Genomic DNA, 12,575 nt, shown 5'->3' on the forward strand with positions numbered 1-12,575 from the left:
TTCAAGGGTCACTCGTTCCACACCAGCCGCTGGGACTACGGCTACACGGGCGGTGACTCGAACGGGAATCTCTCCGGCCTGCGCGACAAGCGGGTCGGCATCATCGGCACGGGCGCCACCGCGGTGCAGTGCGTGCCGCACTTGGGCGAGGCCGCCAAGCACCTGTACGTGTTCCAGCGCACGCCGTCGTCCATCGACGTGCGCGCCAACCGTGACACCGACCCCGGCTGGGCGCAGTCACTGCGGCCCGGCTGGCACAAGCACCGGATGGACAACTTCAACATCCTGGTCTCGGGCGGCTTCCAGGAGGAAGACCTGGTGATGGACGGCTGGACCGACATCATCCGCAAGCTCCTGATCATGGTGCAGCAGGACCAGGGCGCCGCGGCCGACGTGGGCAAGACCATGGAGCTGGCCGACTTCGAGAAGATGAACCAGATCCGAGCGCGCGTGGACACGATCGTGAAGGACCCGAAGACCGCGGAGGCGCTGAAGCCGTGGTACCGGCAGTTCTGCAAACGGCCGTGCTTCCACGACGAGTATCTCCAGACCTTCAACCGCCCGAACGTGACTCTGGTCGACACCAAGGGCAGGGGCGTCGAGCGCCTGACCGAGCGCGGCGTGTGGGTCGAGGGCGTGGAGTATCCCGTCGACTGTCTGATCTTCGCCACCGGCTTCGAGGTCGGCACCGACTACACGCGGCGCGCGGGCTACGACATGTTCGGGCGTGGCGGTCTCTCGATCTCGCACAAGTGGTCGACGGGCCTGCGCACGCTGCACGGCATGCACAGCCGCGGGTTCCCGAACCTGTACATCATGGGGCCGCAGCAGAGCGCGTTCACCGTGAATTACCCGCACATGCTCGACGAGCAGGGCAAGCACATCGCGTACATCGTCCGGCACGCGCTCGACCGCGGCATCAAGACGCTCGAGGCCAGCGAGGAGGCCGAGGCGCAGTGGGTGAACACGATCATCGCGTTCTCGCGCATGGGCCGGGACTTCCTCGAGGCCTGCACGCCCGGCTACTACAACAACGAGGGCAAGCTCAGCGACCTGTCGGCGCAGAACGGCTTCTTCGGCGGCGGCTCCATCCTGTTCTTCAACATGCTGAAGGACTGGCGCGACAAGGGTGACCTGGCGGGGCTCGAGGTGACTTAGCCGGGGCTCTCAGGCCATCGCGCGCGTGTAAGTCGCGAGATCGAAGTAGTCGCGCCAGCGCTTGATCTTGCCGGCTTCGAGCTCGAACACGCCCACGCAGGGCAGGTCCACCGACTTGCCGCCGGCGCGGATGCGATCGACGCGCTCGGCGATCACCACGTTCCCGGCCGAGACCAGGGCCAGGACGTCGAACTTCGCCTCGCTCCAGGTGCCGATGAAGCCGCGGATGAGCTGTTCGACCGCTGCGCGGCCCGCGACCGGCGCCAGCGGCATGTTGTGGTAGACGCCGTCGGCGGCGAAGTAGCCGATCAGCTCGGACGCATCGAGGCGCGACCAGGCAGCGAGGAAATCGCGGATCACTCTCTCGTTGGCGTCCATGCTGCGCATGCTACCACGGGCGGGTTGAAGCCCCTTGCGCCCGCGCGGTAGGCTCGCCGGGTGCCGGAGAAGTACGTCCAGGTCGACGGGATCGCGACCTTCCTGAGACATACGGGCGCCACCACGCTGCCCGAGGCGCCGCCGGACCTCTCGCGGGGCGACACGATCGTGTGTCTGCACGGCGCGGGCGGGAACAGCGGGCTGTTCAGCGACGTGCTGGAGCGGCTGGCCAAGGAGCACAGCCCGATCGCGCTCGACTTCCCCGGCCACGCGCGCTCGGGCGGCCTCGACTCGCTCGGCTCGGTGGCGCGCATCAGCGCGCACCTGCGCGGGCTGCTCGCGGCGCTGCGCGTGCCGCGCTGCGTGCTGCTCGGCGGGTCGATGGGCGGCATGGTCGCGCTCGAGACGGCGCTGGCTGCGCCGCAGCTCGTGCGCGCGCTCGTGCTCGTGGCGAGCGGCGCGCGCGTGCCGGTGACTCCCGAGTATCTCGAGCGCTGGCGGCTGATCAGCGAGGGCAAGGCGCGGCGCGAGTTCGACCGGCGCGACTATCCGGCGTCGGCCACGCCCGACGTCATGCGGCGGGGCTTCATGGAGGACATCAAGACCGACCCCCGCGTCGTGTATCAGAACGCGCAGGCGGTGCGCGATTTCGACCGCGAGGCGGACCTGGGCCGGGTCGCGTGTCCGACCCTGGTCGTGGTGGGCGACGAGGACGCGGAATCGGCCGGGCCGTCCGAGATCCTGGCCGCGCGCATTCCCGGCGCGCGCAAGGTCGTCCTGCCCAAGGTCGGGCACCGGGTCGCGCTGGTGGCGCCCGAAGCGCTGTCCGAGGCGGTGCTCGAGTTCCTGCGCGGGCTCCCGCGATGAGTCTCTCGGGCAGGATCGCGCTGGCCGGCGCGTACGAGCACCCGACCCGCTGGGCGCCCGACAAGACCGAGTTCCAGATCATGGCCGAGTCGGCCAAGGGCGCGCTCGAAGACTGCGGGCTCGAGCTGCGCGACGTCGACGGACTGTTCGCGGCCAGCATGTCGATGGGCGCCATGGGCATCGTGTCGCTCGCCGAGTATCTCGACCTGAAGCCGCGACACCTCGACGGGACCAACATCGGCGGCTCGTCGTTCGTGGCCCACGTGAGTCACGCGGCCGCGGCGATCCATGCCGGGCTGTGCGAGGTGGCGCTCGTGCTCTACGGCAGCACGGCGGCGTCGAACGCGCTGGCGATCGGCACCGGCATGGGCGGCGGCCGCGACGCCGCGGCCTCGTTCGTCTCGCCCTACGGCATGACCACGGTCGGCAGCTACGCGCTGGTCGCGCAGCGCCACATGCACACCTACGGCACGACTTCGGAGCAGCTCGCGGAGATCGCAGTCACCATGCGCCGCCACGCCGGGCTGAACCCCGCGGCCAAGATGCGCAAGCCGATCAGCGTGGCCGACGTGCTCGAGAGCCGCATGATCTCGCGCCCGCTGCACCTGCTCGACTGCTGCATCATCTCCGACGGCGGCGGCGCGCTGGTCGTGACCAGCGCCGAGCGCGCGCGCGACCTGAAGCAGCGCCCGGTGCTGCTGCTCGGCTGCGGCGAGGCGGTGTGTCACCAGGAGGTCGGCTCCCCCGACCTCCTGTCGATCGCCGCGAAACAGTCCGGCGCGCAGGCCTTTCGCATGGCGGGCGTGAGTCACGACGACGTCGACCTGTGCACGATCTACGACTCGTTCACGATCACCGTGCTGGTCACGCTCGAGAACCTGGGCTTCTGCAAGCCGGGCGAGGGCGGGGCGTTCGTGTCGGGCGGACGCATCGGCCTGGGCGGCGCGCTGCCGCTGAACCCCGACGGCGGCGGTCTGTCGTCGAACCACCCGGGCATGCGCGGGATCTTCCTGGTGATCGAAGCCGTGAAGCAGCTGCGCGGCGAGTGCGGCGAGCGGCAGGTCGCCGACGCGCGCCTCGCGCTGGCGCACGGCACCGGCGGCACGCTGGGCGTCGCGCACTCGGGCGCGACCCTGGTCCTGGCGAGGGCGTGATGGCGAAGGAGCTCGAGTACCCGCGACCCGTGGCCGACTGGGAGACGCGCGGCTTCTGGGAGGGCGCCGGCCGGCACGAGCTGGTGTTGCAGCGCTGCCGCGTGTGCCGGGCCGTGCAGCACCGGCCGCGCGCGCAGTGCGCGAAGTGTCTCGGCGCGATCGAGCACTTCGTCGCCTCGGGCCGCGGAACGGTGTACACCTTCACCGTGACCGAGCAGAACCAGGTCCCGCCGTTCCGCGACGCCGTGCCTTACGTGCTGGCCTACGTGCAGCTCGAGGAGGGCCCGCGGCTCATGACTCACGTGGTCGGCTGCGCGCCCGACGAGGTGCGCATCGGCATGCCGGTGCGCGCGGAGTTCCGCACGGCCAACGACTCGCTCGGCGTCCCCGTGTTCCGCCCGGCATGATCCTCGACCTGCACAACCACTCGATCCGGTCCGACGACGGGCGGGCCCGGGTCGAGAACTACTGCCAGTGGATCCGCAAGCGCGAGCTGCCGCTCGACGGCTTCGTGCTCACCGAGCACCGCCAGTTCGACTCGGTCTCCGACTACGGCGCGCTGGCGCGCGAGTTCGGGCTCGAGATCCTGAAGGCGAGCGAGGTCGAGACCGACTACGGCCACGTGCTGGTGTTCGGCGTGAACGACGACATGCAGCGCGCGTTCGACTTCGGGCGCATCGACCTCTCGCTCGGGCTCGTGCTGCGCGAGGTCGAGCGCTGCGGCGGCGTGGCGGTGCCGTGTCACCCGGGGCGCATCCGCGTGGGCATGTGCGCGCACTACGAGGCGCGCGGGCCGGTCGCCGGCGTGCGCATCATCGAGACGCGCAACGGCGGCAGCCGGGCCAGCGAGGACGAGCGCGCCCAGGAGCTCGCCGACCGCCACGGCTACCGGGGCGTGGGCGGCAGCGACGCCCACATCGTGAGTCATATCGGGCGCTGCGCGACCCGGTTCCCCGCGCCGGTGCGCGGCGTGGGAGAATTGGTCGAGGCGCTGCGCGCCGGGGAGTTCGAAGCAGTCTCGTGGAAATCGACGTTGAAGCCCTGAAGCGGGATTGGGCCGGGTCGACCTTCGACACGGTCGAGTTCGAGATCAAGACCGAAGACGTGCTCGACTTCGCGCGCTCGTGCGGCGAGGTCGCGCCGCAGTTCGTGGACCCGGAGCACCCGGAGTTCCGCGCGGTGCCCACCTTCACTTCGCGCTACGTGGGCCGGCGCGTGCTGCCCGACAACTTCCCGCGCTTCTCGAGCGGCTTCGGCTTCGACGCGGGCAAGTGCGTGCAGGCGCTCGCTCCGCTGCGGCCCGGCGACAAGATCGTCGCCAAGAGCTGCATCCACGACATCTACACCAAGACCGGCCGCTCCGGAACGATGCTGTTCATCGTGCACCGCATGGAGTTCACCAACCAGCGCGGCGAGCACGTGTCGACCGTGGACTGGCGCATGGTGCAGCGGGCGGGGGCGTGAGATGAGCCGCACGAGTCACTCCCAGGTCGAATTCGGCGAGGAGCTGCCGCCGCTCGAGCCCGACGTGTCGCTCGAGAACGTGAAGCGCTTCGTGCGCGCCGCGGGCATGAGCTTCGAGCGCTTCACCGACCACGAGGCGGCCAAGCGCGAGGGGCTGCCCGGGGCGATCGTGCCCGGGATCATGAGTCAGGGCATCCTGGCGGCGCTGATCCACCGCTGGGCGCCGGGCGCGCGCATCCTGCGCATCGACACGGTGTTCCGCGCGCCGGTGCTGGTCGGCTCGCGCCCGCGCGCCACCGGCGTGATCACCGAAAAAGACGACGCGCGCGGTACGGTGGAGATCGACCTCACGATCCAGAACGAGGCGCACGAGTCACCCGTGGTCGGCACGGCGACGGTCGCGCTGTGAGCGGCGGTCTGGTCGAGGGCAAGGTCGCGCTGGTGACCGGCGCGGGGAAGGGCATCGGCCGCGCCTGCGCGCTGGCGTTCGCGCGCGAGGGCGCGCAGGTCCTGGTCTCGGACCAGGACGCCGCGGGCTGCGAGTCGGTGGCGAAGGAGATCGCGGCCGCGGGCGGCGTCGCCCGTTCCAAGCGGGCCGACGTGACTCGCGAGGACGACGTGGCGGCGCTGGTCGCGGACTGCCTGTCGGCCTTCGGCCGGCTCGACTGCGCGCACAACAACGCGGGCGGGCCCGTGGGCGGCGGCCCGGTCCACACGCTCTCGCTCGCGCACTGGCACGCCACGCTCGAGCTCAACCTGTCGAGCGTCTTCTACTGTCTCAAGCACGAGATCCCGGTCATGCAACGCCAGGGCGCGGGCTCGATCGTGAACACCGCCTCGGGCGCGGGGCTCATCGCCGTGCCCCAGCTCGGTCACTACGCGGCCGCCAAGCACGGCGTGCTCGGGCTCACCAAGGCCGCGGCGCTCGAGAACGCGAGGACCGGCGTGCGCATCAACGCGGTGTGTCCGGGCACGATCGACACGCCCACGCTGCGCGCGGCCATGCAGCTCCAGCCCAAGATGGGCGAGCGCTGGCTGGCGAGTCAGCCCGGCGGCCGCTTCGGCACGCCGGAGGAGATCGCCGAGGCCGTCGTCTGGCTCAGCTCCGACCGCGCGTCGTTCGTGACGGGTGAGTCGTTTGTGGTCGACGGCGGCGCCGTCATGCGGTAAGCCGAGCTCGGGGGTCAACCGCCGAAACGCGTTCTCCGAACTGGAACGCATGTCTCACCGGTTCACGCCGCTCATCCTGTCCCTGTCGCCGCCCGAGAGCTATGCGCCGCTGGCGCGCATCACGTTGTCGCGCGCGGGTTACTCGATCGTCTCCGCGGACCGCTGGGCGGAGATGTCGCAGAGCGTCGCCACGGTGCCACACCTGGCGATCGCGGACCTCGAGTGCGGCGGCATCGGCGTTCCGCCTTCCACGCCCTGGATCGCGCTCGCGCCGCGCGGCGCGCCGCACCCGACGCGCGTGCCCGTGGTGGGCCTGGTCGAGCGGCCCGCGCAGTTCCACGCGCTGTACCGGGTGCTGCAGCTCGCGCTCGAGCCCACGCCGCGCGCCAGCGCGCGCGTGCCCACCAGCCTCGCCGCCCACTGCCGCGGAGAGACCGGGAACTGGGATGCGCGCGTCGTGTCACTCTCGCGCGACGGCTGCCTCCTGTGGCGCGACGAGAACACGCCCGAGGGCGAGCTCGTGAACCTGGACTTCGAGCTGCCGAACTGGGGCCGGGTGCAGGTCGCCGGGCAGACCGTCTACCGGCGCGCGACCGAGACCGCGCTGGCGTTCCGCGACGTGTCGGCGCCGCACGGCCGCTCGATCCAGCGCTTCGTCGAGGAAAAGCTACTCACCACCAGCTGAGCTGCGCAGCGCCGCGATCTCTTCCGGCGCGAAGCCCCAGTCGCGCAGCGCTTCCTCGGTGTGCTCGCCCACGCGCGCGGGCGGGCGCTGAACCCCCGAGTCGGTGCGGCTGAAGCGCGGCGCCGGGCGCGGCTGAGTCACGCCCGCCACGTCCACGAACAGCCCGCGCGCCACGTTGTGCGGATGACTGCGCGCCTCGGACATCGACAGCACGGGCGCGAAGCAGGCGTCGCTGCCCTCGAGCAGCTTGCACCACTCCTCGCGCGTGCGGGTCTTGAACAGGCGCGCGAACGCGGCCTTGGCCTCGGGCCAGCGCGCGCGGTCGAGCTGCGCCGGGAGTGACTCGCCGTCGATGCCCGCGCGCTTCAAGAGCTCCGCGTAGAACTGCGGCTCGATCGCGCCGATCGCCACGTACTGGCCGTCGGCGGTCTCGTAGGCGTCGTAGAAGTGCGAGCCGGTGTCGAGCAGGTTGGTGCCGCGCTCCTCGCTCCAGAAGCCCGACTGCTGCGCGCCGTGGAACACGGTCATGAGCGCGGCGGCGCCGTCGACCATGGCCGCGTCGACCACCTGGCCCTTGCCCGAGCGCTGCCGCTCCAAGAGCGCGCAGGTCACTCCGAACGCCAGCAACAGGCCGCCGCCGCCGAAGTCACCCACCAGGTTCAGCGGCGGCGTGGGCGGCGCGCCGCGGCGCCCGATCGGGCCGAGCGCGCCCGCGAGCGCGATGTAGTTGATGTCGTGACCGGCGGCCTGGGACAGCGGCCCGCTCTGGCCGAAGCCGGTCATGCGCCCGTACACGAGCCTCGGGTTCCTCGCGAGACACACGTCGGGCCCGAGCCCGAGTCTCTCCATGACTCCCGGCCGGAAGCCCTCGAGCAGCGCGTCCGCCCGCTCCACCAGGCGCAACACCGCGGCCACGCCCGCGGGCCGCTTCAGGTCGAGCGCGATGCAGCGCCGGCCGCGCGAGAGCAGGTCGAAGCGCGCATCGCCCGGCGGAGCCTTGGGCGGGCGCTCGACGCGCAGCACCTCGGCGCCCATGTCCGCCAGCACCATCGCGCAGTACGGCCCGGGGCCGATGCCCGCGATCTCCACGATCCGCAATCCCGCCAGAGGTCCCATGTGCGCGATGCTACGGACGCGCGTGGCACAATGGCAACAGTGCGTGGGTAGGGTGCCCACGCGATCAAAAGTGGAGCCAACCACATATGCCCATGCCCACCGGAATCGGGGTCATCGACCTCATGCTGGCGATCCCGACCGAAGACACCAGCCGCTGGTACGAGTTCATGAAGCCGCTCTTGCGCGATCGCGAGAGCCGAGAGCAGTTCAAGATGCCGGCGGAGTACATGTTCAAGGGCATCCCCGGCTTCACGCCGGGCACCGACTTCCTGAAGTTCGTGGTCGGCGAGATGGACAAGTACGGCATCGCGCGCGCCATGATCTCGGTCGACGAGGGCGGTGAGTCGTCGATCCGTGCGCTCAAGGAGTATCCCGAGCGCTTCTTCGCCAGCTACGAGGTGAACCCGAACAACGGCATGGACGAGGTGCGCAAGATCGTCGCGTTGCACCAGCGCTTCGGTCTGAAGGCGCTCACGGCGTTCCCGTCGGGCCTGTGCCCGCAAGTGCCGATCGACGACAAGCGCTTCTACCCCATCTACGCCAAGGCGGTCGAGCTCGATCTGCCCATCTGCGTCTGCAGCGGCGTTCCAGGCCCGCGCCTGCCAATGGCGCCACAGCACGTCGAACGCATCGACGAGGTGTGCTGGTTCTTCCCCGAGCTGAAGTTCGTCATGCGCCACGGCGCCGAGCCGTGGACCGCGCTGGCGGTGAAGCTCATGCTCAAGTGGCCCAACCTGTACTACTCGACCTCGGCCTTCGCGCCCAAACACTACCCGAAGGACATCGTCGACTTCGCCAACACGCGCGGAGCCGACAAGGTCATGTACGCGGGCTACTTCCCCATGGGCCTGTCACTCGAGCGCATCTTCGCCGAGCTGCCCAACGTGCCCTTCCGCGAGCACGTGTGGCCGAAGTTCCTGCGCGACAACGCGGTCCGGGTGTTCAAGCTCTAGAACGAACGTACGCAAGAGCCCCATCGCTCGTTCCGATAGAAAAGGGCGGCGGGCCTGCCGCTTGCGGAAGGGCTTTGACCCCACTCTGGCGCAGATTCACTTCCGAGGACGGCGGCGGAGAGTTCCCCGACCTGCAGCGCTCGCTCGCGCGCGGCCTGGGAATCGTCGTGCTCTTGTACTCGGGCTTCCTCCTGCCGCTGTCCTTCGTGCTGGCATTGCACTGGGGCATGTCACTGGCCAGCGCGGCCGCGCTGCAGATCGCGGGTCAGGCGGCGGTGCTCGGCTGTCTGGCCGTGTGCCGCACCGACACCGGACGGTGTCGGGCCGAAGAGCTCCTGTTCGCGCTGCTGGCGGTGGGCGGTACGGTGCTGATCCTGGGCGACGCGGGTCCCGCGCACGGCGCGCTGCGCTGGGTCGCGCTGCTCTCGCCGGTCGGGGCGGCCTGCTGCGCGCCGTGGCGCGCGCCCTTCGCGCTCGCGCTGGGCTTCGCGCTGGCCGCGGTGGAGGCCTGGGCCACGGGCTTCGCGCCCGCGGGCGTGGTGACCTCGCTCGCGGCCGGCGTGGCGGGCGCGGCGGCGGCGCTGGTGCAGCGCCGCACGTTCTCCGCCTTCACCACCGCGCGCACCGCGGCCGACGCCGCCCGCAACGCGGCCATGGCGGCGGACCGCGCCAAGTCGCAGTTCCTGGCCAACATGAGTCACGAGATCCGCACGCCGCTCACCGCGATCCTCGGCTTCACCGACGAGCTGATCGACGAGGCGCAGCGCACGGGTCATGCGCTCGGCCCCGACCCCGCGCTGCTCACCGTGAAGCGCAACGGGCATCACCTGCTGGCGATCGTGAACGACATCCTCGACCTCGCGCGCATCGAGGCGGGCAAGCTCACGATCGAGACACAGCCCTGTCCGCCGCTGCGCGTGGTGGGCGACGTGGTGGCGCTCCTGCGCCCGCGTGCGGTCGACAAGCAGCTGCGGCTGGACGTGCGGCTGCGCGGGCCCGTGCCCGAGACGATCCAGACCGACGCCACGCGCCTGCACCAGGTGCTGGTGAACCTGGTCGGCAACGCCATCAAGTTCACCGAGCACGGCGGAGTCACCCTGCGCCTCGAGCACCTGGCCGCGGGGCCCGAACGCGCACAGTCACAACTCGCGATCGACGTGATCGACACCGGCATCGGGCTGGGCGCCGAAGACCACGCGCGCATCTTCGAGGCCTTCGCCCAGGGCGACGCCTCGCTCACGCGCCGCCATGGCGGCACGGGCCTGGGACTCACGATCTCGCGCGCGCTCGCGCGCGTGCTCGGCGGCGACATCACCGTGGAGAGCGCGAGCGCGGGCAGCGTGTTCCGCGCCACGGTCGCGACCGGCGCGCTGGACGGCGTGCGCATGATCGACGCGCTCCAGCAGGATTCGCTGCGCCCGACCACGCCCGCGACCGCGCGGCCGGCGTTCCGCGAGCAGCGGCCGCTCACCGGCCGCGTGCTCCTGGCCGAGGACGGGCCCGACAACCAGGCGCTGATCTCCAGCGTGCTGCGCCGCGCCGGCCTCGACGTCGACCTCGCGAACGACGGCGAGATCGCCTGCGAGAAGACCTACGCCGCGCGCGACGCCGGCGAGCCCTACGCGCTGATCGTCATGGACATGCAGATGCCCATGATGACCGGCTACGAGGCCACCGCGGCCCTGCGCCGCGAGGGACTGACCACGCCCATCCTGGCGCTGACGGCCCAGGCCATGACCGGTGACCGCGACAAGTGTCTCGCGGCCGGCTGCGACGAGTATCTCTCGAAGCCGATCGACCGAGGCCGCCTGTTGCAGCTCGTGCGCGAGCTGCTCGAGAAGGCGGGTCAGGAGCCCGGCGCATGAACGAACGGCTGCGGCGCGGGCTGCGGCACGTTCAGGCATCGGAGCTGCCGGGACTGCCGCGGGCGATCCAGCTCGGCACGCGCGTGCTGGGCATCGCGCTGGGCATCATGGGCCCGGTCGTGTGCTTCCTGCACGCCGGGCTCGACGACTGGCAGCTCGACCGCGTGCTTTACATGCAGCTCGTGGCGCAGCCGCTGTTCTGGGGCAGCATCGGACTCACCTTCACGCGCTTCGGCAAACGCCAGCCGGAGCTCGTGCTGTATCTCCTGTCCACCGTCACGAACGCGTACATCGGGCTGGCGGGCTGGCAGTCCCCGACGGGTCAGAACCCGTACGCGGTGCTGGCGTTCTTCGCGCCGATCACGCTGGCGGCGTTCGCGCCCTGGCGGCCCACTCTGTCACTCGCCATGGGTGTCTCCACCTCGGCGATCTATCTGGCCGGCCGCCTGCTGCTGCCGCCCGGCGCGCTCCTGCCGGCGCCGGTGGTGCTCTCGATCTCGTTCGCGTGCGCGATCCTGGGCGCGGCCGCGGGCCAGATCCAGCGGCTCATCCTCGCGAGCCTGCACCGCGCGCGCCAGGCCGCCGAGTCGGCGCGGCGCGACGCCCAGGCCGCGACTCAGGCCAAGTCGGAGTTTCTGGCCATGATGAGTCACGAGATCCGCACGCCCATGACCGCCATCCTGGGCTTCGCCGACGAGCTCTTGGCCGACGCCGAGAGCGCGCAGCCGGAGCGCCCGGGCGGAGCCGCGCTGCGCACCATCAAGCGCAACGGCGAGCACCTGCTGCGCATCCTGGACGACGTGCTCGACGCCGCGAAGATCGAGTCGGGCAAGCTCCAGCTCGAGATCCGCGCCTGTTCGCCGACCGAGCTCGCCGACGACGTGGTCGAGCTCTTGCGTCAGCGCGCGGAGTCGAAGGGGCTGCGCCTCGTGGTCGAGCCGCAGGCGAACGCGCCGCAGGCGATCTCCACCGACCCCACGCGCGCGCGCCAGATCCTGGTGAACCTGGTGGGCAACGCGATCAAGTTCACCGAGCAGGGCGAGGTGCGCGTGCGCGTGTCCGGCGAGGGCGAGCGCGCGGTGTTCGAGGTGGTCGACAGCGGCATCGGCATCTCGCCCGAGCAGCAGGCCAAGCTGTTCGAGCCATTCACTCAGGCCGACAGCTCGCTCGGCCGCCGCTTCGGCGGCACGGGGCTCGGACTCTCGATCTCGCGCAAGCTCGCGCGCGTGCTGGGCGGCAGCGTGACCGTGGAGAGCGCGTTGGGCCGGGGCAGCACCTTCCGCGCCACGCTCGGCGCGGCGCTGAAGGGCGCGGCCGGCGCCACGCCTGCGCCGGCCGAGACGGCCACGCCTCACCTGCACGGCCGTGTGTTGCTCGCGGAGGACGGCCCCGACAACCGCGCGCTGCTCGAGCGCGTGCTGCGCCGCGCCGGCCTGCACGTGGAGCTGGCCGACAACGGCCGCGAGGCCCACGCCAAGGCCATGAGCGCCACGCTCTCGGGCACGCCCTTCGACGTGGTGCTGCTCGACGTCGAGATGCCCGAGATGTCGGGCAACGAGGCCGCGAGCGCGCTGCGCGCCGACGGCTACGACGGCCCGATCGTGGCACTGACGGCGCACACCGGCGCCGCCGAGCGCGAGGCGTGTCTCTCCGCGGGCTGCGACGACGTGGCGGGCAAGCCGATCGACCGGGCGCTGCTGCTCGCGGCGCTGGGTCGCTTCCTGGAGAAGCCCTACAAGCCGAAGGCCTGAGACGGTCGGCGCGG

The 12,575-nt window shown here is 71.1% G+C and carries 14 protein-coding genes; 12 read left to right on the forward strand and 2 right to left on the reverse strand.

Annotated elements, in window-relative coordinates; genetic code table 11:
* On the forward strand, positions 1-1,158 hold a 1,158-nt coding region (locus VMR86_20455), incomplete at its 5' end, for a monooxygenase (GenBank protein HTO09434.1).
* A 9-nt stretch (positions 1,159-1,167) separates the two neighbouring features.
* Here the strand turns inward: VMR86_20455 and VMR86_20460 are convergent.
* Positions 1,168-1,536, reverse strand: coding sequence for a limonene-1,2-epoxide hydrolase family protein (locus VMR86_20460; protein HTO09435.1), 369 nt, complete (start codon positions 1,534-1,536; stop codon positions 1,168-1,170).
* Between the two features lie 60 nt (positions 1,537-1,596).
* Between VMR86_20460 and VMR86_20465 the strand changes: the two genes are divergently transcribed.
* From VMR86_20465 to VMR86_20500, 8 genes are read left to right on the forward strand one after another with little or no spacing between them, the layout of a single operon-like run.
* Positions 1,597-2,403, forward strand: a complete 807-nt coding sequence (locus VMR86_20465; GenBank protein HTO09436.1) for an alpha/beta hydrolase — start codon at positions 1,597-1,599, stop codon at positions 2,401-2,403.
* Positions 2,400-3,557 carry an acetyl-CoA acetyltransferase gene (locus VMR86_20470; GenBank protein ID HTO09437.1) on the forward strand — a complete coding sequence of 386 codons (1,158 nt, stop codon included), beginning with the start codon at positions 2,400-2,402 and terminating at the stop codon, positions 3,555-3,557. The genes VMR86_20465 and VMR86_20470 overlap by 4 nt, the downstream gene beginning before the upstream one ends.
* On the forward strand, positions 3,557-3,964 hold the full coding sequence (locus VMR86_20475; protein HTO09438.1) for a Zn-ribbon domain-containing OB-fold protein: 408 nt from the start codon (positions 3,557-3,559) through the stop codon (positions 3,962-3,964). Before VMR86_20470 ends, VMR86_20475 begins: the two co-directional genes overlap by 1 nt.
* On the forward strand, positions 3,961-4,602 hold the full coding sequence (locus VMR86_20480) for a PHP-associated domain-containing protein (GenBank protein HTO09439.1): 642 nt from the start codon (positions 3,961-3,963) through the stop codon (positions 4,600-4,602). The genes VMR86_20475 and VMR86_20480 overlap by 4 nt, the downstream gene beginning before the upstream one ends.
* Positions 4,578-5,021 carry a MaoC family dehydratase N-terminal domain-containing protein gene (locus VMR86_20485; GenBank protein ID HTO09440.1) on the forward strand — a complete coding sequence of 148 codons (444 nt, stop codon included), beginning with the start codon at positions 4,578-4,580 and terminating at the stop codon, positions 5,019-5,021. The genes VMR86_20480 and VMR86_20485 overlap by 25 nt, the downstream gene beginning before the upstream one ends.
* 1 nt (position 5,022) lies before the next feature.
* Complete coding sequence (locus tag VMR86_20490; protein ID HTO09441.1) at positions 5,023-5,430, forward strand: MaoC/PaaZ C-terminal domain-containing protein; 408 nt, start codon at positions 5,023-5,025, stop codon at positions 5,428-5,430.
* Positions 5,427-6,191: a glucose 1-dehydrogenase gene (locus VMR86_20495; protein HTO09442.1), complete on the forward strand. Its 765-nt coding sequence runs from the start codon at positions 5,427-5,429 to the stop codon at positions 6,189-6,191. Before VMR86_20490 ends, VMR86_20495 begins: the two co-directional genes overlap by 4 nt.
* A gap of 49 nt (positions 6,192-6,240) precedes the next feature.
* Positions 6,241-6,876, forward strand: a complete 636-nt coding sequence (locus tag VMR86_20500) for a PilZ domain-containing protein (protein HTO09443.1) — start codon at positions 6,241-6,243, stop codon at positions 6,874-6,876.
* On the opposite strand, the gene VMR86_20505 is transcribed toward VMR86_20500, so the two are convergent.
* Entirely contained in the window at positions 6,859-7,992 is a 1,134-nt protein-coding gene (locus VMR86_20505) for a CaiB/BaiF CoA-transferase family protein (protein ID HTO09444.1), read from the reverse strand. The genes VMR86_20500 and VMR86_20505 overlap by 18 nt on opposite strands.
* An 86-nt stretch (positions 7,993-8,078) precedes the next feature.
* On the opposite strand from VMR86_20505, the gene VMR86_20510 reads away from it, so the two are divergent.
* The 3 genes from VMR86_20510 (at position 8,079) to VMR86_20520 (ending at position 12,561) form a co-directional block, all read left to right on the forward strand.
* Positions 8,079-8,945, forward strand: coding sequence for an amidohydrolase family protein (locus tag VMR86_20510; protein ID HTO09445.1), 867 nt, complete (start codon positions 8,079-8,081; stop codon positions 8,943-8,945).
* 74 nt (positions 8,946-9,019) lie between these two features.
* Positions 9,020-10,810, forward strand: a complete 1,791-nt coding sequence (locus VMR86_20515; GenBank protein HTO09446.1) for an ATP-binding protein — start codon at positions 9,020-9,022, stop codon at positions 10,808-10,810.
* Positions 10,807-12,561, forward strand: coding sequence for an ATP-binding protein (locus VMR86_20520; protein ID HTO09447.1), 1,755 nt, complete (start codon positions 10,807-10,809; stop codon positions 12,559-12,561). The genes VMR86_20515 and VMR86_20520 overlap by 4 nt, the downstream gene beginning before the upstream one ends.
* Positions 12,562-12,575 lie beyond the last annotated feature (14 nt).

It is taken from the genome of Myxococcota bacterium, assembly GCA_035498015.1.
In the GTDB taxonomy this organism is placed as follows: Bacteria; Myxococcota_A; UBA9160; order SZUA-336; family SZUA-336; genus VGRW01.

What these genes read in the sequence shown, in the direction of transcription:
- VMR86_20460 (HTO09435.1), bottom strand. Translation starts at nt 1,536, where the DNA reads ATGGACGCCAACGAGAGAGTGATCCGCGATTTCCTCGCTGCCTGGTCG.
- VMR86_20470 (HTO09437.1), top strand. Translation starts at nt 2,400, where the DNA reads ATGAGTCTCTCGGGCAGGATCGCGCTGGCCGGCGCGTACGAGCACCCG.
- VMR86_20475 (HTO09438.1), top strand. Translation starts at nt 3,557, where the DNA reads ATGGCGAAGGAGCTCGAGTACCCGCGACCCGTGGCCGACTGGGAGACG.
- VMR86_20480 (HTO09439.1), top strand. Translation starts at nt 3,961, where the DNA reads ATGATCCTCGACCTGCACAACCACTCGATCCGGTCCGACGACGGGCGG.
- VMR86_20490 (HTO09441.1), top strand. Translation starts at nt 5,023, where the DNA reads ATGAGCCGCACGAGTCACTCCCAGGTCGAATTCGGCGAGGAGCTGCCG.
- VMR86_20500 (HTO09443.1), top strand. Translation starts at nt 6,241, where the DNA reads ATGTCTCACCGGTTCACGCCGCTCATCCTGTCCCTGTCGCCGCCCGAG.
- VMR86_20505 (HTO09444.1), bottom strand. Translation starts at nt 7,992, where the DNA reads ATGGGACCTCTGGCGGGATTGCGGATCGTGGAGATCGCGGGCATCGGC.
- VMR86_20510 (HTO09445.1), top strand. Translation starts at nt 8,079, where the DNA reads ATGCCCATGCCCACCGGAATCGGGGTCATCGACCTCATGCTGGCGATC.
- VMR86_20520 (HTO09447.1), top strand. Translation starts at nt 10,807, where the DNA reads ATGAACGAACGGCTGCGGCGCGGGCTGCGGCACGTTCAGGCATCGGAG.